Source organism: Streptomyces sp. NPDC001568 (assembly GCF_042893755.1).
Lineage (GTDB): Bacteria > Actinomycetota > Actinomycetes > Streptomycetales > Streptomycetaceae > Streptomyces.
Genome location: NZ_JBIAVF010000019.1, coordinates 174,976 through 194,245, shown reverse-complemented (window position 1 = coordinate 194,245; position 19,270 = coordinate 174,976). Strand labels below are relative to the sequence as shown.

General features: G+C 70.0%; 17 protein-coding genes and 5 tRNA genes. 13 read left to right on the top strand and 9 right to left on the bottom strand.

All coding sequences use genetic code 11. From position 1 onward, the window contains the following. The first annotated feature begins 113 nt into the window (after positions 1-113). Positions 114-308, top strand: coding sequence for an acyl-CoA carboxylase subunit epsilon (locus tag ACFY0I_RS31095; protein ID WP_388901996.1), 195 nt, complete (start codon positions 114-116; stop codon positions 306-308). A 388-nt stretch (positions 309-696) separates the two neighbouring features. Here the strand turns inward: ACFY0I_RS31095 and ACFY0I_RS31090 are convergent, their stop codons facing one another. The 8 genes from ACFY0I_RS31090 to ACFY0I_RS31055 form a co-directional block, all read right to left on the bottom strand. Then, complete coding sequence (locus ACFY0I_RS31090) at positions 697-1,290, bottom strand: ATP/GTP-binding protein (RefSeq protein ID WP_319192543.1); 594 nt, start codon at positions 1,288-1,290, stop codon at positions 697-699. After that, positions 1,271-1,831, bottom strand: coding sequence for a DUF742 domain-containing protein (locus ACFY0I_RS31085; RefSeq protein ID WP_388901995.1), 561 nt, complete (start codon positions 1,829-1,831; stop codon positions 1,271-1,273). Before ACFY0I_RS31085 ends, ACFY0I_RS31090 begins: the two co-directional genes overlap by 20 nt. A gap of 93 nt (positions 1,832-1,924) precedes the next feature. Next, a complete protein-coding gene (locus ACFY0I_RS31080) occupies positions 1,925-2,338 on the bottom strand; it encodes a roadblock/LC7 domain-containing protein (RefSeq protein WP_030037347.1) in 414 nt (137 codons plus the stop codon). 10 nt (positions 2,339-2,348) lie between these two features. Further along, on the bottom strand, positions 2,349-5,537 hold the full coding sequence (locus tag ACFY0I_RS31075; protein WP_388901993.1) for a nitrate- and nitrite sensing domain-containing protein: 3,189 nt from the start codon (positions 5,535-5,537) through the stop codon (positions 2,349-2,351). A gap of 293 nt (positions 5,538-5,830) precedes the next feature. Continuing rightward, positions 5,831-6,415 (bottom strand): ATP/GTP-binding protein, encoded by a 585-nt coding sequence (locus ACFY0I_RS31070; RefSeq protein ID WP_362875853.1) that lies wholly within the window; start codon positions 6,413-6,415, stop codon positions 5,831-5,833. Continuing rightward, positions 6,396-6,788, bottom strand: a complete 393-nt coding sequence (locus ACFY0I_RS31065; RefSeq protein WP_007266775.1) for a DUF742 domain-containing protein — start codon at positions 6,786-6,788, stop codon at positions 6,396-6,398. The genes ACFY0I_RS31070 and ACFY0I_RS31065 overlap by 20 nt, the downstream gene beginning before the upstream one ends. Positions 6,789-6,940: 152 nt before the next feature. After that, the gene (locus ACFY0I_RS31060; protein WP_150207164.1) at positions 6,941-7,354 is read right to left on the bottom strand and encodes a roadblock/LC7 domain-containing protein; all 414 of its coding nucleotides are present in this window, start codon (positions 7,352-7,354) and stop codon (positions 6,941-6,943) included. Between the two features lie 9 nt (positions 7,355-7,363). Next, positions 7,364-11,152, bottom strand: a complete 3,789-nt coding sequence (locus tag ACFY0I_RS31055; RefSeq protein WP_388901991.1) for a nitrate- and nitrite sensing domain-containing protein — start codon at positions 11,150-11,152, stop codon at positions 7,364-7,366. A 569-nt stretch (positions 11,153-11,721) separates the two neighbouring features. On the opposite strand from ACFY0I_RS31055, the gene ACFY0I_RS31050 reads away from it, so the two are divergent. The 9 genes from ACFY0I_RS31050 (at position 11,722) to ACFY0I_RS31010 (ending at position 15,703) form a co-directional block, all read left to right on the top strand. Further along, positions 11,722-11,910, top strand: a complete 189-nt coding sequence (locus ACFY0I_RS31050) for a hypothetical protein (RefSeq protein ID WP_388901989.1) — start codon at positions 11,722-11,724, stop codon at positions 11,908-11,910. A gap of 97 nt (positions 11,911-12,007) precedes the next feature. Beyond that, positions 12,008-12,814 (top strand): fumarylacetoacetate hydrolase family protein, encoded by an 807-nt coding sequence (locus ACFY0I_RS31045; RefSeq protein ID WP_388901987.1) that lies wholly within the window; start codon positions 12,008-12,010, stop codon positions 12,812-12,814. Beyond that, complete coding sequence (gene gltX, locus ACFY0I_RS31040; protein ID WP_388901985.1) at positions 12,807-14,282, top strand: glutamate--tRNA ligase; 1,476 nt, start codon at positions 12,807-12,809, stop codon at positions 14,280-14,282. The genes ACFY0I_RS31045 and gltX overlap by 8 nt, the downstream gene beginning before the upstream one ends. Positions 14,283-14,394: 112 nt before the next feature. Next, on the top strand, positions 14,395-15,123 hold the full coding sequence (locus tag ACFY0I_RS31035; protein ID WP_388901983.1) for an HAD family hydrolase: 729 nt from the start codon (positions 14,395-14,397) through the stop codon (positions 15,121-15,123). An 85-nt stretch (positions 15,124-15,208) separates the two neighbouring features. Further along, positions 15,209-15,280, top strand: a tRNA-Gln gene (locus ACFY0I_RS31030). Between the two features lie 26 nt (positions 15,281-15,306). Then, positions 15,307-15,379, top strand: a tRNA-Glu gene (locus tag ACFY0I_RS31025). Between the two features lie 64 nt (positions 15,380-15,443). Continuing rightward, positions 15,444-15,516: transfer RNA gene (locus ACFY0I_RS31020), tRNA-Glu, on the top strand. Between the two features lie 27 nt (positions 15,517-15,543). Then, positions 15,544-15,615: transfer RNA gene (locus tag ACFY0I_RS31015), tRNA-Gln, on the top strand. 15 nt (positions 15,616-15,630) lie between these two features. Then, positions 15,631-15,703 (top strand) — tRNA-Glu (locus tag ACFY0I_RS31010). Between the two features lie 160 nt (positions 15,704-15,863). Here ACFY0I_RS31010 and ndgR read toward each other — a convergent pair. Further along, complete coding sequence (gene ndgR, locus ACFY0I_RS31005; RefSeq protein ID WP_073911130.1) at positions 15,864-16,580, bottom strand: IclR family transcriptional regulator NdgR; 717 nt, start codon at positions 16,578-16,580, stop codon at positions 15,864-15,866. 184 nt (positions 16,581-16,764) lie between these two features. On the opposite strand from ndgR, the gene leuC reads away from it, so the two are divergent. The 3 genes from leuC to ACFY0I_RS30990 all read left to right on the top strand — a co-directional run bounded on the left by leuC (position 16,765) and on the right by ACFY0I_RS30990 (position 19,151). Further along, entirely contained in the window at positions 16,765-18,189 is a 1,425-nt protein-coding gene (gene leuC / locus ACFY0I_RS31000; RefSeq protein WP_388901981.1) for a 3-isopropylmalate dehydratase large subunit, read from the top strand. 3 nt (positions 18,190-18,192) lie between these two features. Beyond that, positions 18,193-18,786: a 3-isopropylmalate dehydratase small subunit gene (gene leuD, locus ACFY0I_RS30995; protein ID WP_388901980.1), complete on the top strand. Its 594-nt coding sequence runs from the start codon at positions 18,193-18,195 to the stop codon at positions 18,784-18,786. Positions 18,787-18,923: 137 nt separating this feature from the next. After that, positions 18,924-19,151 (top strand): hypothetical protein, encoded by a 228-nt coding sequence (locus tag ACFY0I_RS30990; protein ID WP_388901978.1) that lies wholly within the window; start codon positions 18,924-18,926, stop codon positions 19,149-19,151. Positions 19,152-19,270: the final 119 nt, after the last annotated feature.

Here is a 19,270-nt window from a genome sequence, read left to right as displayed (position 1 = left end):
GAGACCCGCGAGGTCCTCGCGAGCGCCCTCGCGATGCTCCGCACCAAGCACGCCGACCTGCCGTCGCGCAAGCACGGCAACCCGCCGCAGTAAACGAAGGAGACATGCCACCGATGAGCATCGCCACGGACACCCTGCTGAAGGTCGAGAAGGGCAACGCCGAGCCCGAGGAGCTGGCCGCGATCACCGCGATCCTGCTCGCCCGCGCCGCCGCGACCCCCGAGGCCGCCAGCATCCCCCGCCCCCCGGCGGGCTGGCGGCGCCTGGAGCGCAGCCGGGGCTTCCAGGCCCCCCACAGCTGGCGCTGACCCCGCAGCACGCACACGCTCTTCCCGACGGCCGCTCGGCCGCTCCTGACCTCGATGCCCTCCGGCACCGGGTCGAGGCGCGGCGGGCGGCCGTCGGCCGTCCGGCAGCCGTACCGCCGCGACGTCCGGCCGCCCCGTACGCGCAGGCCGCCCGCCGGGCGGGGACGGCCGCGATCCCCGGCGCCGGTCCGCCCTGCCCCCGAACCGCCGCTCCGGGCCCCGCCGGTGGCGCGGCCCCGGTACACGGAAGCGAATCGGGTCCGCCACGGAGGGACCCGCCTCCTGCGCGCGGCCCCGGCGCTCACGTGTACTCCTCCGGCACGAGAACGGGACGCCGGGAACCCTCCACGGGTTCCCGGCGTCCCGGGTGAACGACTGAGCGGAGCGCCTACCGCAGGCGGGCCATCAGGGCGTGCTCGACGAGCGTGATGAGCGCGCTTTTGGCGTCGCCGCGGTGACGGGCGTCGGTGGTGATGATGGGGGCGTCCGGGCCGATCTGCAGGGCCTCGCGGACCTCCTCCGGCGTGTAGGGCTGGTGCCCGTCGAAGCCGTTGAGGGCGATCACGAAGGGCAGGCCGCTGTTCTCGAAGTAGTCCACCGCGGGGAAGCAGTCCGCCAGACGACGGGTGTCCACGAGCACGACGGCGCCGATGGCGCCGCGGACCAGGTCGTCCCACATGAACCAGAAGCGGTCCTGACCCGGGGTACCGAAGAGGTACAGGATCAGGTCCTGGTCCAGGGTGATGCGGCCGAAGTCCATGGCGACCGTGGTGGTCGTCTTGTCACCGGTGTGGGTGAGGTCGTCGATGCCGGCGGAGGCGCTGGTCATGACGGCTTCGGTGCGCAGCGGGTTGATCTCGGAGACCGCGCCGACGAACGTGGTCTTGCCCACGCCGAAGCCGCCCGCCACCACGATCTTCGCGGAGGTGGTGGAGCGCGGTGCCCCTCCGGCAGAACCTCCGTTAGAGCTTGCGAAGTCCACTGAGCACCCTTTCGAGCAGTGTCACATCTGGCTGGCCGCCGGCGGACTCGTCGCCGCCGGGCTGGTGAATGGCGACGAGGCCCGCCTCCGCCAGGTCGGCGACGAGGATTCGGGCGACACCAAGAGGAATGGAGAGAAGTGCCGAGATCTCCGCGACGGATTTGATCTCCTGGCACAGGCGGCAGATGCGCTGGTGCTCGGGCAACTGCCCTTGCAGCCGCGCGGGATCGGCCGTGGTACTGACCAGCGCCTCGATGGCGAGCTGGTAGCGCGGCCGGGTACGGCCGCCGGTCATGGCGTACGGACGCACCAGCGGGTTGTGCGCCTTCGGAGCCTGGGGCTGCGAGGACCGCATGGGACCCTGCGAGGGCCGATGGCCCTGCGGGGGCTGCTGCGGCTGCTGGGGCTGTCCGTACTGCTGGTACGGGTTGTGCTCCGGCACGGGCCGGCTGGGAGTGGAGGGGAAGTTGAAGCGGTTCTGGTCGTGCCCACCCTGCGGCTGCTGCGCGCCGCCATAAGGATGTCCTCCGGGTGTTGTCACGTTTCCTCCTCCGACTCCAAGAACGCAGTACTCCCTGTGGAACCGCGCCACCGCACCCTATGGTGCGGTGACGCGAAACGCACTGCTTGTTTGCTAGTTGAGAAGACTTCCCTGAAGCTCCGCACGCAGGTCCGGGGTGAGGACACTGCCCGCGCGGTCCACGAGGAGGGCCATCTCGTAGCCCACGAGGCCGATGTCGCACTCGGGGTGCGCGAGCACCGCGAGCGAGGAACCGTCCGAGACGGACATGAGGAAGAGGAACCCGCGGTCCATCTCCACGACGGTCTGGTTGACGGCGCCACCCTCGAAGATGCGGGAGGCTCCGGCGGTCAGCGACGTCAAACCGGAGGCCACGGCCGCCAGTTGGTCGGCGCGGTCGCGCGGGAATCCGTCGGACATCGCCAGAAGGAGTCCGTCGGCGGAGACCACCACCGTGTGCGACACCCCTGGGGTGTTGTCCACGAAGTTGGTGATCAACCAGTTCAGGTTCTGTGCCGCCTGGCTCATCGGGCTCACACTAACGCTCCTGGTCATAGCTGTTACTTGACTGCTCGGATCCCGCGCTGCGTCCCTGTTGGACACCGCGCCGCAGGTTGCTCAACCTGCCACGGACGTCCTCCGGTGCGCGGGAGACCTGGGGGCCGCCCTGCGGGGTCGTCTCCGCAGCGCCCTCGACCAGGTTGGCCTTGGGCACCCGCCGAGGGAGACCGGACGGGGTGACCCCGCCCGCCTTCGGCTCACGGAGCTTGCCGGCCTGTTGCCAGCGCTCGTCGTTCGTCGAGCGCCAGGACTCGGTGCCTTCGGATTCCTCCGGGGCCCGCTTCGGTTCGGCGGGCTGCTGCTGACGCTGCGGCCGCTGCTCGAAGAGAGATCCGGTGGACTCCGCTTCCTGCTTCGCCGGCTGCCACTGCTGCTGGCTGCCGCGTCGCGGCAGGCCCGCGCCGGTCATTTGGTGACCGGAGTCGGCAGCGGCGCCCGGACGGTCGAAGCCTACGCGCTCCGCGGCCGGTTCGGGAGCGGACGTCGATTCCGATTCGGTCCCGTAGCCCTGCTGGTAGGAGCCCGAATAGGTGTTCTGCTGGGGCCACTCGCCCTGCTGGGACTGGTCCTCGTAGCCACCCTCGTACGACGGGGCGGGCTGCTGGGGATCCTGGTAGCCAACCTCCGGATAGGCATATGCCTGGTCCGGATAAGCCTCCTGGCCCGCCTGCTGCCCCGGAGCGTCCCAGGTGTTCTGGTAGCCCTGCGCGGCCGGCTCCTCGTACCCCTGGTATGGCTGGTAGCCGTGTTCCGGCTGAGGTTCCGGATAGTCCTGGGACGGGTACTCGGCCTGCCCCTGCGGGTAGCCGACCTGAGCCTCCAGCGCGGCCCGGCGCTCCTCGCGGCCCAAGGACCGTACGACGGGGTCCGCGGGCGCGCCGCCGGCGCTCCCGCTGCCCTGGCGGTCGTACGCCGAGTCGTCGAAGCCGAGTTCTGCGGCGGTGCGCAGCGGGGCGGCCAGCTGGGTCTTCTGCTCCGGAATGATCGAGGAGACCGTGAAGTCGTCGTCCGGGATGCCCTCGCCACCACCACCGTGGGTGATCGCGTCCGGGAGCATCACCAGCGAGGTGGTGCCCGCCGCCTCGCCCGAGGGGCGCAGCTGGACGCGGATGCTGTGGCGGTCCGCCAGCCGGCCGACCACGAACAGACCCATGCGCTGCGAGATCGCGGCGTCCACGGTCGGCGGGTTGGCCAGCTTGTGGTTGATGTCCGCGAAGTCCTCGGCGGTGAGGCCGATGCCCTTGTCGTGGATCTCGACCATGACGCGGCCGTCGGGCAGACGCGTGGCGTTGACGCGGACCTTGGTCTGCGGGGAGGAGAACGTGGTGGCGTTCTCCAGCAGCTCGGCCAGCAGGTGCACGAGGTCGGTCACGGCCTGGCCGTGGATCTCGGCCTCGGAGACGCCGGAGAGCTCGATGCGCTCGTACTGCTCCACCTCGGAGGAGGCGGCGCGCAGGACGTCGACGAGGGGCACGGGCTGGTCCCAGCGGCGGCCCGGGTTCTCACCCGCGAGGATGAGGAGGTTCTCGCCGTTGCGGCGCATGCGGGTGGCCAGGTGGTCCAGGCGGAAGAGGTTCTCCAGCTGGTCCGGGTCGGCCTCGTTGTTCTCCAGCTCGGTGATGAGGGTCAGTTGGCCCTCGATCAGCGACTGGTTGCGCATGGAGAGGTTCGTGAAGATCGCGTTGACGTTCCCTCGCAGGAGCGCCTGCTCGGCGGCGAGCCGGACCGCTTCCCGGTGGACCTGGTCGAAGGCGCGGGCGACCTCGCCGATCTCGTCCTGGGAGTTGATCGGGATCGGCGCGACACGGGTGTCGACCTTGCCCGGGTCGGTGCGCGAGAGCTGGTCGACGAGCATCGGCAGGCGCTGCTCGGCGATGTCGAAGGCCGCGCTGCGCAGGTGGCGCATCGCCCGGCCCATCTGGCGGGCCATCATGCCGGCCAGGATGAAGGCGGCGAGCAGGGCCACGACCACGATCGCACCGGTCAGGATGGCGTCACCGCGGGACTCGTCGGAGACCGCGACGGCGTCGTCGACGGCCTTTTCGAGGAGTTCCTTCTCGATCTCGGCGTAGCCGTCGAACTTGGCGGTGGAGGCGGCCTGCCAGGCGGCCGGCGTGGTGCCGTTCTGGGCCAGCTTCGTGTTCTTGTCGCCGCCGGCTATCGCCTCGGTCATGCCGATCAGCGGGGAGCCGTTGACCACGGGCGGAGCCTTGAAGACGGCGCCGGACTGCTCGGCGGCCTGCTTGGCCTGCGCGAGCTTGGCGGCCCCCTCCTGGGACTTCTTGCCCATGACCTCCTTGAGCCGGTTCGTCTCCTCGTCGGTGCCGGCGGCGACGTACTCGCCGATGGCTATCTCTTCGAGGTAGGCGTAGGAGGAGAAGGCGACGAGCTGGGCCTTGCGGACGTCCTCGTTCTCGTTCGGACGCACCAGCAGGTGCGTGCCGACCGAGCGCTGGAGGGAGTTCGCGGCCTTCGCCAGCTCGATCGCGTAGACCATGCGGCCGTAGCTGGTGACGTTGCCGGTGCCGAGGCCGAGTTCGTTGGAGAACTGCATGAGGTAGTGCTGGACCAGCACGTACCCCTCTTCGGTCGGGATGGGCCCCGCCGAGGCCGGCAGGTTCTTCTTCGCCGACTCGGGCACCGCGTAGGCGGTCTTGCGGACCTGTTCGAGCTTCGGCTCCTCCTGGCGGAAGAGCTCCAGGCGACGCTCCAGGCCCTGCTTCGCGGGCAGGTCCTTCGCGGCCGTCGCGAACTTGGCCTTGGCGGCGTCGGTGGCGGCGTACGCCTTCGACACGACGTCGCTGTTGCGCTCGCCCTTGAGGAGCGGCTCGGCGGTCAGGTCGCGCTCGTTGAGCAGCGCCTGGCCGTACTCGGCCGCGGCCTGGACGATGCGCGCGGTCTTCTCGGCGTCCTTCGCCTCGTTCCAGCTGTCGACCGAACCCTTGACCTGGAAGCCGCCCATGACCAGTCCGACGAGGACGGGTACGAGGAGGATGGCGTTCAGGCGGGTCGGTACGCGCCAGTTGCGGGGGGACAGCTTGCTGGTGCTACCGCCGCTCGTGGGTGGGTCCACGGGCACGTCGACGGATGACGTGGCCGCGCGCGGCGGCGGGGTGAAGTTGCCGCGCGCGGGTTCATCCGCGGGGCTCGAGTTGCTTCGCCTCACTCGACCAACAACCTCTCGGCGGTGCTACTAGCTAGTTCGTTGAATTCCAGCACGGTTGACGGCCGTGTTCCAAACAGTTGAAATCGGCGATTCACAGAGCCTTAAGCCCCACATAAACCGGACATAAAGAGCGAGCTGCGGCAAAAACGGGGTCAGATATGCGCACAGCGGCACCGGTTGACCGCACCCTGTGGCCACGGCCCCGATAATTCTCTGTCGAAACGTTATGAACGACAGGGGCGGGCCGTGTCGTAAGACACAGCCCGCCCCGGCGCACGGCACGCGCAATCGTGTTACTTGAGCCGCGCCATCAGCGCGTGCTCGACGAGCGTGATGAGCGCGCTCTTGGCGTCGCCGCGGTGACGGGCGTCGGTGGTGATGATGGGGGCGTCCGGGCCGATCTGCAGGGCCTCGCGGACTTCCTCCGGCGTGTACGGCTGGTGTCCCTCGAAGCCGTTGAGGGCCACGACGAACGGCAGGCCGCTGTTCTCGAAGTAGTCCACCGCGGGGAAGCAGTCCGCCAGGCGGCGCGTGTCGACCAGCACGATGGCACCGATGGCGCCGCGGACCAGGTCGTCCCACATGAACCAGAAGCGGTCCTGACCCGGGGTACCGAAGAGGTACAGGATCAGGTCCTGGTCCAGGGTGATGCGGCCGAAGTCCATGGCGACCGTGGTGGTCGTCTTGTCACCGGTGTGGGTGAGGTCGTCGATGCCCGCGCTCGCGGACGTCATCACGGCCTCGGTGCGCAGCGGGTTGATCTCGGAGACCGCGCCGACGAACGTGGTCTTGCCCACGCCGAAGCCGCCCGCGACCACGATCTTCGCGGAGGTGGTGGAGCGAGGAGCCGCTCCGCCGTCAGAGCTTGCGAAGTCCACTGAGAACCCTCTCGAGCAGCGTTACATCCGGCGTTCCGCCGGCCTCTCCATTGCCCGGCTGGTGGATGGCCACCATTCCGGCCTCCGCCAGGTCGGCGACGAGGATCCGGGCGACACCGAGCGGCATCGACAGCAGTGCGGAGACCTCCGCGACCGACTTCACCTCACGGCAGAGCGTGCAGATGCGCTGGTGCTCCGGCAGCAGGCCGGACAGGTGCATCGGATCGGCCGTGGTGCTGACCAGCGCCTCGATGGCGAGCTGGTAGCGCGGACGGGTCCGGCCACCGGTCATCGCGTACGGACGTACCAGCGGCTGGTCGCCTTCCGAGTACGAATCTCCGTACGCATCGGGATAGGCGGGGGGCGGGGTCATTGATCCTCCGGGCTGGACAGCAGTGGTCAGCGTGCCGTCTGACGGGGCGGCCGGTGGGGGGACGTGATGACGGCCTGGCGGGGGTACTGGGTACCGGGGGTGGGGTCCCGGCTCCCCCGGCCGGAAGTACCGTCCGGCCGGGGGATGTGCAGTCAGATGAGCAGGCTTCCCTGAAGCTCGGCGCGCAGGTCCGGGGTGAGGACGCTGCCCGCGCGGTCCACGAGGAGGGCCATTTCGTAGCCCACGAGGCCGATGTCGCACTCGGGGTGGGCGAGTACGGCCAGCGAGGAGCCGTCCGAGACGGACATGAGGAAGAGGAAACCCCGGTCCATCTCGACGACGGTCTGGTTGACGGGGCCGCCCTCGAAGATGCGGGAGGCTCCGGCGGTCAGCGACGTCAGACCGGAGGCCACGGCCGCCAGCTGATCGGCGCGGTCACGGGGGAATCCTTCGGACATCGCCAGAAGGAGTCCGTCGGCGGAAACCACCACCGTGTGGGACACCCCGGGGGTGTTGTCCACGAAGTTGGTGATCAACCAGTTCAGGTTCTGTGCCGCCTGGCTCATCGAACTCAACTAACGCTCCTGCTGGTAAGTGGGGTCGATGTGGTAACTGCCGGTCGCGGGGCCGGTGGTGCCGGCCTGGCGCCCCTGCTGAATACCGCGTCGGAGGTTGGTGAGACGGCCACGGACGTCGTCCGGAGCACGCGAAACCTGCGGGCCCGCCTGGGCTTCGGCCTGCTGCTGCGCGGTGCCGGCCACGAGGTTCGCCCGCGGTACCCGGCGGGGCAGCCCCGACGTCGTGATCCCTCCGGCGGCGGGCTGACGGACGCGCTCGGCCTGCCGCATCAGCTCGTCGTTGGGGGAGGAGCGCCAGCTGACCGTCGGCGTGCTGCCGGTGACCGCGGCGGAGGGCTCGGCGGCGAGTTCCGTGCCGCGCTGAGCCTGCGCCTGCTGCTGGTGCTGCTGAGGCTGCTGGGGTACGGCCGGTGCCTGCGCGGAGGGCTGCTCGCCCTCCTCGCGGAACCAGTTCGACTCCAGCGTGTCGAAGATCGGGCTGCGGCCCGCGCCGCCCATGGGCTGCGCCGGCGCCGGCGGCAGGGCCTCGGGCTGGTGGGCCTGGGGCAGCCGGGGCGCGTCGGGACGCGGAACCGGGACGGGCGCCGGCGCGTAACCGCCGGGCTGCTGCTGCTGCTCCTGCCCGTAGCCACCGACACCCGGACCCCCGGTCCGCGGCGCCGGAGCGTGCTGCTGGGGCGCGACGGGACGGGCGAACTGGCCGGTCGAGGCCGGGTCCAGCGGGCCGCCCAGCTGCGGGCGCTCGAACTGGCCCGTGGCGGACGGGTCCAGGGGACCCCGTACGTCGGGACGCTCGAACTGGCCGGTCGTGCTGTTGGCCGGGTTGCCGCCGGTGGCCTGGGGCGGGTAGGGGGCGTTGTAGTCCGGGCGGGCGAACTCGGAGGTCGAGCCGGGGCCCGAGAGCTCGTCGTGGCCGCGCGGGACCTCGTGACCGCCCTGGGCGGAACCCCAGCTGGTGGCCTGCGGGATCCCGGTGGGCGAACCGCCCGTACCCGGAAGCTCCGCACGGGGAGCGCCACCGCGCGGCGGCAGCTGCGGCCGCTTGCGCTGGACCGGGGCGCCGGGCTGCTGCTGCGACTGCTGCTGCTGACCCGGCTGCTGACCCTGCTGGAACTGGCCCTGCTGCTGGCCCTGCTGGCCCTGCTGGGGCTGCGGCGGCTGCGGCCGCTCGAAGCCGTTGCCCTGGGCGAACGCGCCGGGGCCGGAGGACTGGGGCCCCGCCGCCGGACGGGCCTGCGGGCCGCCGGACTGGCCGCGCGAGGGCAGCGGACCACCGCTGCCGAAGGCCGCCTGGCCCTGGCCGGTCGGAGCCGTGGGGCCGCCCTGCTGCGGACGACCGCCCTGCGGGCCCTGACCCTGACCCGGGCCCTGTCCCTGGGGACGCTGCTGACCGGGGCCACCGCCCTGGCCGGGCAGCGCGGGGCGCTGTCCGCCACCGGCGACCTGACCGCGCTGCGGACCGGCGCCGACCGGGGGACGGGCGCCGGCACCGGGCACGGAGGCCTGGCCGGCGGGGCCACCCACGCCGCCGGGGCCACCGGCGTTGCCCTGGGATCCGGGGCCGCCCTGACCCGGCATGGGAGCCGGCTTCTTGCCGCCCTGGGCGACGTCCACCGGCAGCATGACGAGGGCCGTCGTACCGCCCGAGTCGGAGGGGCGCAGCTGGATGCGGATGCCGTGTCGCAGGGACAGGCGGCCGACCACGAACAGGCCCATGCGGCGGGAGACGGAGACGTCCACGGTCGGCGGCGCCGCGAGGCGCTCGTTGATCGCGGCAAGGTCCTCGGGGGAGAGGCCGATGCCGGTGTCGTGGATCTCGACGAGCACGCGGCCGTCGGGCAGCGCGTGACCGGTCACCTTGACCTTGGTCTGCGGGGAGGAGAACGAGGTGGCGTTCTCCAGCAGCTCGGCGAGCAGGTGGACGAGGTCGTTGACGACGCGGCCGGCGACGTCGGTGCCGGGCACCGACGAGAGTTCGATGCGCTCGTACTGCTCCACCTCGGACGCCGCGGCGCGGAGCACGTCGACGAGCGGGACGGGACGGGTCCACCGGCGGCCCGGCTCCTCACCCGCGAGGACGAGGAGGTTTTCGCCGTTACGGCGCATGCGGGTCGCGAGGTGGTCGAGCTTGAAGAGCGAGGACAGCTGGTCCGGGTCGGCCTCGCGCGACTCCAGCTCGGAGATGAGCGAGAGCTGACGCTGGATGAGGCCCTGGGAGCGGCGCGAGAGGTTGGTGAACATCGCGTTGACGTTGCCCCGGAGGAGGGCCTGCTCGGCGGCGAGACGGACGGCCTCGCGGTGCACGTCGTCGAAGGCCGCGGCCACCTGGCCGATCTCGTCGCGGGTGTGCAGACCGACGGACTCCACGGAGGTGTCCACGTCCTGCGGGTCCGACTCGGAGAGCTGCTTGACGAGCTCGGGCAGACGGTCCTGGGCGACGCGCGTCGCGGTGTCCTGCAGGCGGCGCAGCGAGCGGATCATCGACCGGGCCATGACGAAGGCGCCGACGAGGGAGACACCGAGGACGAGGAGGATCAGGGCACCGTTGATGATGGCGTCCTGCTGCGACTCGTTCTTGAGCTCGCGGGCCTTCTGCTCCATGTCCTCGAGCAGGGTCAGCTCGATGACCTTCATGGCCTGGAGCTTGGTGTCGTCGGCGTCGTACCAGTCCATCCAGGACCGGTTCTTCTCCTTGACGAACTGCCCCTGGGTGCTCAGCACGCGGCGGGCGTAGTGGTCGGCGCTGCCGATCTCCGTGTTGCCGTCGCCGAGCGCCGCGAGGAGCTCCTCGGGCTTGCCCTGGTAGACGAGTTCGAAGGTCTTCTTCGACTGGCTCTCGCCGCGGAGGGCGGAGAGGGCGTAGAGACGGTCGTTCTCCTCCAGCTTGCCCGGCTGGGCACCGCTCTCGGGGAGCGAGGCGGCGATGATCGCGCGCTGGATCGAGGCGTACTCCTTGGCGGAGGAGAAGGCCGCCAGGGCGCGGGTGCGCTTGATCATCTCGGGGCTGGAGGTGGCCTGGGCCATGTCCTGGGAGAGCGAGAGCAGCGAGACGATCAGCGCGTTGTACTCGGTGACGGTCTGCTGGGCGCCGTTCATGTACGCCTTTTTGCGGATGTCCTCGATGCCGGTGAGCTGGCGGCCGATCTGCAGGATGTTGTTGCGGATCGACTTGAGGGTCTCGTCCTTGTCCTCCGCGTTGTCGACCTTGTCGGTCGCGGCGGCGAAGGCCTTGGCGGCGGAGTCGGTCTGGTCGCGGACACCGGCGACGAGGCTGTTGGTCTTGCCGTCCTTGAGGACGGACATCGGACCGGCCGACTTGTCCCGCTCCTCCTGGAGCATGGCGGCCAGGTTGGTGGCCTGCCGGGTCATCGTCGTCAGCAGCTGCATGTGCTCCAGCTGCGAGATGTCGTTCATCGAGTCGTTGATGCGGAAGCCACCGAGCGTGGTGGCGGCGACGACCGGCAGGGTCAGCAGCGACACCAGTCGCGTGCTGATGCGCCAGTTCTGCAGGGCGAGACGGGAACCGGGCCCGGGGGCCTTCGGTATCGCCTCGGCCGCCGGCTGGGGCGCGTCGAGTTTGCCCTGGGGCTTGGCCTTGAGGGCCTTACCGGGCTTGCCCGACTTGCCGCGTCCCTTCGCCTTCACCGAAGCGGAGGTATCGGGTCCCGCTCCTTCGACAGCCGGCCCGCGGTTCTGGGCGTGCTGGGGCGAGGAGCCACGGTCGGTCCCGCCACGCGGCTCCTGCTCCGCCGCAGCGCTGCCATCCCTCTTGAATCGTCCCTGCACTAGCGTCGCAACCTCTGGACCAGGCGTCCCGCCGGGCGACCGGTGGGACGGTGTCGAGTCTTGGGGCACTGACGGCCCCATGGTGGTCGTCGGTGACCGGCGCGTCTCCCTCTCCGTGCCACCGCGCTCGGCGCTGTCTCGCGCCACCTGCGCGCCGGCTGATTCCCGCGGCGGTCCCGCGAATTCCAGCACAGTGGGGGATCTCCAACAAGGTGCGCGTGTCGCCCCGGCGAGCCCGTCACGGCACGTGACAGGAGCACTACGCCATGTGGAACCACTACCGGGACGAACCGGACTTACGCCAATCAAAGCTCGTGCCTGGCAAGGTGTCCCAGTCCTGATGATCAGGAGCGGAATGGCGCATTCAGTGGCGCAATGTCCGTTTGGTCGGGCGGAATCGACTGTCTGGTATGCCGGGAATGCCCGGTCATTGGTGAGCAAACTCACACGGCCGTGGCCATTACTTCCCGGTTCAGCCGGGGATTCAGATGTTTAGCCTTGCCCATTGAAGGGTTGGCGCATCCGACAACCATCACCCACCACGACCGAACCGAGGACCCCGGACTCCGATGAAGACGACGATGATGTTCCGCAACATAGCCAACCCCCGCCGCACCACCCTCGCGCACCTCAAGGACGCCGAGGAGTTGCAGGCGGCCCCGGCCACCCCGGAGCACTCCGTCGAGCTGCCGGCCCAGACGGCGAACCCGCGCCGCACGATCCTGATGGACGCCCCGGTCGCCGTCGCCGCGCCGTAGTCCCCCGGGTACGGAGCGCCGAACGCCCCCGTCCGCCGCGTTAGCCTGGAGTCCGCAGACTCCAGCCAGCGGACATACAGAGGGGCAGACGCAACACGTGCGCATCGCCAGGTTCTCGATCGACGGCAATGTCGCCTTCGGCGCGGTCGAGGGCGATGCCGCCCCCGGCGCCGGGGGCGAGCTCGTCCTCGACATCATCAAGGGCATCCCGTTCGCGGACTTCGAGCTCTCCGGCACGAAGGTCCCGCTCGCCAAGGTCCGGCTGCTGCCGCCCGTGCTCCCGAACAAGATCGTGGCCGTCGGCCGCAACTACGCGGAGCACGCGGCGGAGCTCGGGAACTCCGTCGTCGACGAGCAGGGCCGGCTCGAACCGCCCCTCACCTTCTTCAAGCCCTCCACCTCGGTGGTCGGCTCCGGCGACCCGATCACGTACCCCTCCTTCTCGCAGGACCTCCACCACGAGGCGGAACTCGCCGTGGTCATCGGCCGCATGTGCCGCGAGGTCCCGAAGGAGCGCGTCAAGGACGTGATCCTCGGCTACACCTGCGCCAACGACGTCACCGCCCGCGACGTGCAGCAGCGGGAGAAGCAGTGGGCCCGGGCCAAGGGCTTCGACAGCTCATGCCCGCTCGGCCCGTGGATCGAGACCGACCTCGACCCGAGCGACCTGACCATCCAGTGCACCGTCAACGGCGAACAACGCCAGCTCGGCCGCACCAGCGACATGGTCCGCTCCATCGAGGACCTGATCGTGCACATCAGCGAGGCCATGACCCTGCTCCCGGGCGACGTCATCCTCACGGGGACCCCGGCCGGAGTCGGCCCCCTCAACGTCGGCGACGAGGTCGCCGTCACCATCGAAGGCATCGGCACTCTCACCAACAAGGTGATCAAGCGTGGTTAACGGACCTGTCCGCGTACGTTTCTGTCCCTCCCCGACCGGCAACCCCCACGTGGGCCTGGTCCGCACCGCCCTGTTCAACTGGGCGTTCGCGCGCCACCACGGCGGTACGTTCGTCTTCCGCATCGAGGACACCGACGCGGCCCGCGACTCCGAGGAGTCGTACGACCAGCTGCTCGACTCGCTGCGCTGGCTCGGCTTCACCTGGGACGAGGGCCCCGAGATCGGCGGCCCGCACGCCCCGTACCGCCAGTCCCAGCGCATGGACATCTACGCGGACGTGGCGAAGAAGCTCCAGGACGGCGGCCACGCCTACAGCTGCTACTGCACCACCGAGGAGCTCGACCAGCGCCGCGACGCCGCCCGCGCGGCCGGCAGGCCCTCCGGCTACGACGGCCACTGCCGCGACCTCACCGCCGAGCAGAAGGCCGCGTACGAGACCGAGGGCCGCGCCTCGATCGTCCGCTTCCGGATGCCCGACGAGACGATCACCTTCACGGACCTGGTCCGCGGCGAGATCTCCGTCACCCCGGAGAACGTGCCGGACTTCGGCATCGTCCGGGCCAACGGCGCCCCGCTGTACACCCTGGTCAACCCGGTCGACGACGCGCTGATGGAGATCACCCACGTCCTGCGCGGCGAGGACCTGCTGTCCTCCACCCCCCGCCAGATCGCGCTCTACCGCGCGCTGATCGAGCTGGGCATCGCGAAGGGCGTCCCCGAGTTCGGCCACCTGCCGTACGTCATGGGCGAGGGCAACAAGAAGCTCTCCAAGCGCGACCCCGAGTCCTCGCTCAACCTCTACCGCGAGCGCGGCTTCCTGCCCGAGGGCCTGCTGAACTACCTCTCGCTCCTCGGCTGGTCCTTCTCCAAGGACCAGGACATCTTCTCGATCGAGGAGATGGTGGCGAAGTTCGACATCCCGGACGTCAACGCCAACCCGGCCCGCTTCGACCTCAAGAAGGCCGAGGCGATCAACGCCGACCACATCCGGCAGCTGGACCCCAAGGCCTTCGCGGACGCCTGCGCCCCCTGGCTCACGGCCCCGCACGCCAACTGGGCGCCCGAGGACTTCGACGCCGAGGCCTGGGCCCGCATCGCCCCGCACGCCCAGACGCGCGTCACCGTCCTGTCGGACATCACCGCGAACGTGGACTTCCTCTTCCGCAAGGAGCCGGTCGAGGACCAGGCGTCCTGGGACAAGGCGATGAAGGGCGAGCCCGCGGCCCTGCTGACGACGGCCCGCGCCAACCTGGAGACGGCCGACTGGTCCGACCCGGAGGCCCTCAAGCAGGCCGTCCTGACCGCCGGTGAGGCCCACGGCCTCAAGCTCGGCAAGGCCCAGGCCCCCGTCCGCGTCGCCGTGACCGGCCGCACCGTCGGCCTGCCGCTCTTCGAGTCCCTGGAGATCCTGGGCAAGGAGCGCTCGCTGGCCCGCATCGACGCCACCCTGGCCAAGCTCACCGCCTGACCCGCACCACCCCGCGGGGGCGACGGCCGCACCCGGCCGTCGCCCCTGCGGCGTTCCCCGTCCTTCCCCGTCGCGCCCCCGCGGGCGGGCGCCCCGGCGTAGGCTCGGCCGCATGCCGATCCGCGCCGTGCTGTGGGACATCGACGACACCCTCTTCGACTACACGGGTGCCGACACCACCGGTTTCGCGCGGCACCTCGTCGAGGAGGGCCTGGGGGAGCGCCACGGGTCCCCCGCCGATGCCCTCGCCCGGTGGCGGCGCCTCACCGAACGCCACTGGGCCCGCTTCGCGGCCGGCGAGGTCACCTTCCCCGGCCAGCGCCAGGACCGCGTCAGGGACTTCCTCGGGGAGCCCGCGCTGACCGCCGGGCAGGCCGACGCCTGGTTCGACCGCTACGTGCGCCACTACCGGGCCGCCTGGGCCCTGTTCCCCGACGTCCTGCCCGTACTGGACACCCTGGCCGGCGCCTACCGGCACGGCGTCCTCACCAACTCCTCCCTCGCCAACCAGGACCCCAAGCTGCGCCGGCTCGGCCTGCGCGAACGCTTCGAGGTACTGGTGTGCGCCGCCGAGCTCGGCGTCAGCAAGCCCGAGGCGGCCGCTTTCCTGAGCGCCTGCGAGGCCCTCGGCCTGCCGCCCGACGAGGTGGCGTACGTCGGCGACCAGCCCGAGATCGACGCCCGCGGCGCCCGCGACGCGGGGCTCACCGCCGTCTGGCTCGACCGCACCGGCGGACGCGGCCCGGCGCCCGCCGGCGTCCACCGCATCACCGGCCTCGACCTGCTGCCGGGGGTGCTGGCCGGGGATACCCGTTTTGGAGCACGGTCAGGCATCCGGTAATGTTCTTTCTGCGCCGCCCGAGCGGGCCGAAAGGCCGGAGGGAAGCGCTAACCGAATGAAAGCCCGTCAGGGGCTTGAATTTTGGTGGGCTATAGTGTAATTGGCAACACGAGGGTTTCTGGTTCCCTTATTCTAGGTTCGAGTCCTGGTAGCCCAGCGCAGTACAGAAGTAACGCAGTGCTTGCCCCCGTTGTGTAGCGGCCTAGCACGCCGCCCTCTCAAGGCGGTAGCGCCGGTTCGAATCCGGTCGGGGGTACAGATCCTTCCCGCAAGATCTTCATTTGGGTAGCTCCCGGACGTCTTGATGCAGGATCGCTAGGGCCCCCGTTGTGTAGCGGCCTAGCACGCCGCCCTCTCAAGGCGGTAGCGCCGGTTCGAATCCGGTCGGGGGTACTACGTCTAGCAAGGTCTAGACCACTATGGGCTATAGTGTAATTGGCAACACGAGGGTTTCTGGTTCCCTTATTCTAGGTTCGAGTCCTGGTAGCCCAGCGCAACACCACACAGGCCCCCGTTGTGTAGCGGCCTAGCACGCCGCCCTCTCAAGGCGGTAGCGCCGGTTCGAATCCGGTCGGGGGTACATGAGGAAGAGGCCCTCCGCGATCATCGCGGAGGGCCTCTTCGCTGTTCCCGGCGGCAGGTCGGGTCGGCTGACAAGTGCGGGCCCGGAGGCGCGAGTTCGGACGTGTGCGGCGTCGTACGCGCCCCCGGACCCGGGGGTGTGTGGAGCGATGGGCAGGTCAGCCGGAGCGGCGCAGGGCCTCCGACAGACGGGCGGCCGCGTCGATGACGGCCTGGGCGTGCATGCGGCCCGGGTGGCGGGTCAGGCGCTCGATCGGGCCGGAGACCGACACGGAGGCCACCACGCGGTTCGACGGCCCGCGCACCGGCGCGGAGACGGAGGCCACGCCGGGCTCCCGCTCGCCGATCGACTGCGCCCAGCCGCGGCGTCGTACGCCGGAGAGGGCCGTGGCCGTGAAGCGCGCGCCCTGGAGGCCGCGGTGGAGCCGCTCGGGCTCCTCCCACGCCATCAGGATCTGCGCCGCCGAACCCGCCTTCATGGGCAGGGTGGAGCCCACCGGGACGGTGTCCCGCAGGCCCGACAGTCGTTCCGCCGCTGCCACGCAGATGCGCATGTCGCCCTGACGACGGTAGAGCTGTGCGCTCTCGCCCGTCACGTCACGGAGGTGCGTGAGCACCGGTCCGGCCGTGGCCAGCAGACGGTCCTCGCCGGCCGCGGCGGCAAGTTCTGCCAACCGCGGACCGAGGATGAACCGGCCCTGCATGTCCCTCGCCACCATTCGGTGGTGTTCCAGTGCCACGGCAAGGCGATGTGCCGTGGGTCGTGCGAGCCCTGTCGCCGCGACCAGCCCGGCGAGGGTGGCCGGACCGGACTCCAGTGCGCTCAGTACCAGAGCTGCCTTGTCGAGAACGCCGACGCCGCTAGAGTTGTCCATGAAACGATATTCACGTCTCACACTGTGAAACGCAAGTTCAATTTTTCCAAGAACAAGCGAGTCTGTATGTGCGGGTCCACGAACCACTGGGTCCGAGCCGTCGATCCGCGCGGGGGGTGCGGGCGATCAGGCGCACCAGATCTCTATGAAGCGCCGGCACAACCGGCCGGCCGGAGGGAAAGCGATGGGTAGGACACTCGCGGAGAAGGTCTGGGACGACCACGTCGTCCGGCGCGCCGAAGGCGAGCCCGACCTCCTCTTCATCGATCTGCACCTGCTGCACGAGGTGACCAGCCCGCAGGCCTTCGAGGGTCTGCGTCAGGCCGGCCGCAAGGTCCGCCGCCTCGACCTCACCATCGCGACCGAGGACCACAACACCCCCACCCTCGACATCGACAAGCCGATCGCGGACCCGGTCTCCCGGGCCCAGCTGGAGACGCTGCGCAAGAACTGCGCCGAGTTCGGCGTACGCCTGCACTCGCTGGGCGACGTCGAGCAGGGCGTCGTCCACGTCGTGGGCCCCCAGCTGGGGCTGACCCAGCCGGGCACCACCGTGGTCTGCGGCGACTCGCACACCTCCACGCACGGCGCCTTCGGCGCGCTGGCCTTCGGCATCGGCACGAGCCAGGTCGAACACGTGCTGGCCACCCAGACGCTGCCGCTGGCCCGCCCCAGGACGATGGCGATCACCGTCACCGGCGCGCTGGCCGAGGGCGTCACCGCCAAGGACCTGATCCTGGCGATCATCGCCAGGATCGGTACCGGCGGCGGCCAGGGCTACATCCTGGAGTACCGCGGCGAGGCCATCGAGAACCTGTCGATGGAAGCCCGCATGACCATCTGCAACATGTCGATCGAGGCCGGCGCCCGCGCGGGCATGATCGCCCCCGACCGGACCACCTTCGACTACCTCCGGGGCCGCGACCACGCCCCCGAGGGCGCGGACTGGGACGCGGCCGTCGAGTACTGGCAGACGCTGCGCACCGACGACGACGCGGTCTTCGACGCCGAGGTCGTCATCGACGGCACGACGCTGGCCCCGTTCGTCACCTGGGGCACCAACCCCGGTCAGGGCGCGCCCCTGTCGGCGAACGTCCCCGACCCGGCTTCGTACGAGGACGCTTCGGAGCGGCACGCCGCCGAAAAGGCCCTGGAATACATGGGGTTGACCGCCGGCCAGCGTCTGCGGGACATCAAGGTCGACACCGTCTTCGTAGGTTCCTGCACCAACGGCCGCATCGAGGACCTGCGGGCCGTCGCCGGCATCGTCGAGGGTCGCAAAGTCGCCGACGGCGTACGGATGCTGGTCGTCCCCGGCTCGGTGCGCGTCGCGCTCCAGGCCGTGGAGGAGGGCCTGGACAAGGTCTTCAAGGAGGCCGGCGCCGAATGGCGGCACGCGGGTTGCTCGATGTGCCTGGGCATGAACCCCGACCAGTTGGCCCCCGGTGAGCGCTCCGCGTCCACCTCCAACCGCAACTTCGAGGGCCGGCAGGGCAAGGGCGGACGCACCCACCTGGTCTCCCCGCAGGTGGCCGCCGCCACCGCGGTGCTGGGCCATCTGGCCTCCCCCGCCGACCTGTCCGACGCCCCCGCGACCGCCGGAGTCTGAACCATGGAAGCCTTCACCACCCACACCGGCCGGGCCGTCCCGCTGCGGCGCAGCAACGTCGACACCGACCAGATCATCCCGGCCCACTGGCTGAAGAAGATCACCCGCGACGGCTTCGAGGACGGCCTCTTCGAGGCCTGGCGCAAGGACCCGGAGTTCGTCACGAACCGCCCGGAGCGCGCCGGCGCGACCGTGCTGATCGCCGGCCCCGACTTCGGTACGGGCTCCTCGCGCGAGCACGCCGTCTGGGCCCTGCAGAACTTCGGCTTCAAGACGGTCATCTCCTCCCGCTTCGCCGACATCTTCCGCGGCAACTCGCTGAAGAACGGTCTGCTGACCGTCGTTCTGCCGCAGGAGACCGTGGAGCGGCTGTGGCAGCTGACCGAGGCCGACCCCACCGCCGAGGTGACCGTCGACCTGGTGGACCGCAAGGTCCGAGCCACCGGCGTCGAGGCGGAGTTCGAACTCGACGACAACGCCCGCTGGCGCCTTCTGGAGGGGCTGGACGACATCTCGCTCACCCTTCAGAACGAAGGGGACATCGACACCTACGAAAGCACCCGACCGGCGTTCAAGCCGCGCACGATTCGGGCGTGATTCCAGCCTGATCAGCGCTTATTCACCTACGGGTGATCACATCGACAACACTGTGCCCCTCGCCTTCCGGCGGGGGGCACAGCTGTATGTTGAGGCCCCGTGAGGCGACAACTCGCCCCAGATGGCACAATCTGTGCATGGAACGCGACAGTCAACTGGAGCTCTACGAACTCGTCGCCGACCGACTGAAAGAAGCGCACGCAAGGGTGCGCACACTGCAAGTCCCGGAGGGCGTAAGGATGGCGCTGTCCCGGAAGCTGTTGGTCGCCACTGCCGCGGCGAAGCACGATCTCGCCGACGCGGCAAGGCGCCTGGACAGGTTGATGAAGGACCTCGACGAGGGTCGATTCCCTGAAGGCGACTGATGCGAAGGAACTCCGTAACGGTCTGCATCGTTGCGGCACTAGGGTGATTAGCCCGTTTCGTGTTTGATTTGCGGTATATATCCGCCTAACGTGCGAAATAAGCTTGAACACATTCGTTC

Bases quoted from the DNA above. Each gene is read 5' to 3' on its own strand.
- ACFY0I_RS31095 (WP_388901996.1), top strand. From the start codon at position 114: ATGAGCATCGCCACGGACACCCTGCTGAAGGTCGAGAAGGGCAACGCC.
- ACFY0I_RS31080 (WP_030037347.1), bottom strand. From the start codon at position 2,338: ATGAGCCAGGCGGCACAGAACCTGAACTGGTTGATCACCAACTTCGTG.
- ACFY0I_RS31065 (WP_007266775.1), bottom strand. From the start codon at position 6,788: ATGACCCCGCCCCCCGCCTATCCCGATGCGTACGGAGATTCGTACTCG.
- ACFY0I_RS31060 (WP_150207164.1), bottom strand. From the start codon at position 7,354: ATGAGCCAGGCGGCACAGAACCTGAACTGGTTGATCACCAACTTCGTG.
- ACFY0I_RS31050 (WP_388901989.1), top strand. From the start codon at position 11,722: ATGAAGACGACGATGATGTTCCGCAACATAGCCAACCCCCGCCGCACC.
- ACFY0I_RS31035 (WP_388901983.1), top strand. From the start codon at position 14,395: ATGCCGATCCGCGCCGTGCTGTGGGACATCGACGACACCCTCTTCGAC.
- ndgR (WP_073911130.1), bottom strand. From the start codon at position 16,580: ATGGACAACTCTAGCGGCGTCGGCGTTCTCGACAAGGCAGCTCTGGTA.
- leuC (WP_388901981.1), top strand. From the start codon at position 16,765: ATGGGTAGGACACTCGCGGAGAAGGTCTGGGACGACCACGTCGTCCGG.
- leuD (WP_388901980.1), top strand. From the start codon at position 18,193: ATGGAAGCCTTCACCACCCACACCGGCCGGGCCGTCCCGCTGCGGCGC.
- ACFY0I_RS30990 (WP_388901978.1), top strand. From the start codon at position 18,924: ATGGAACGCGACAGTCAACTGGAGCTCTACGAACTCGTCGCCGACCGA.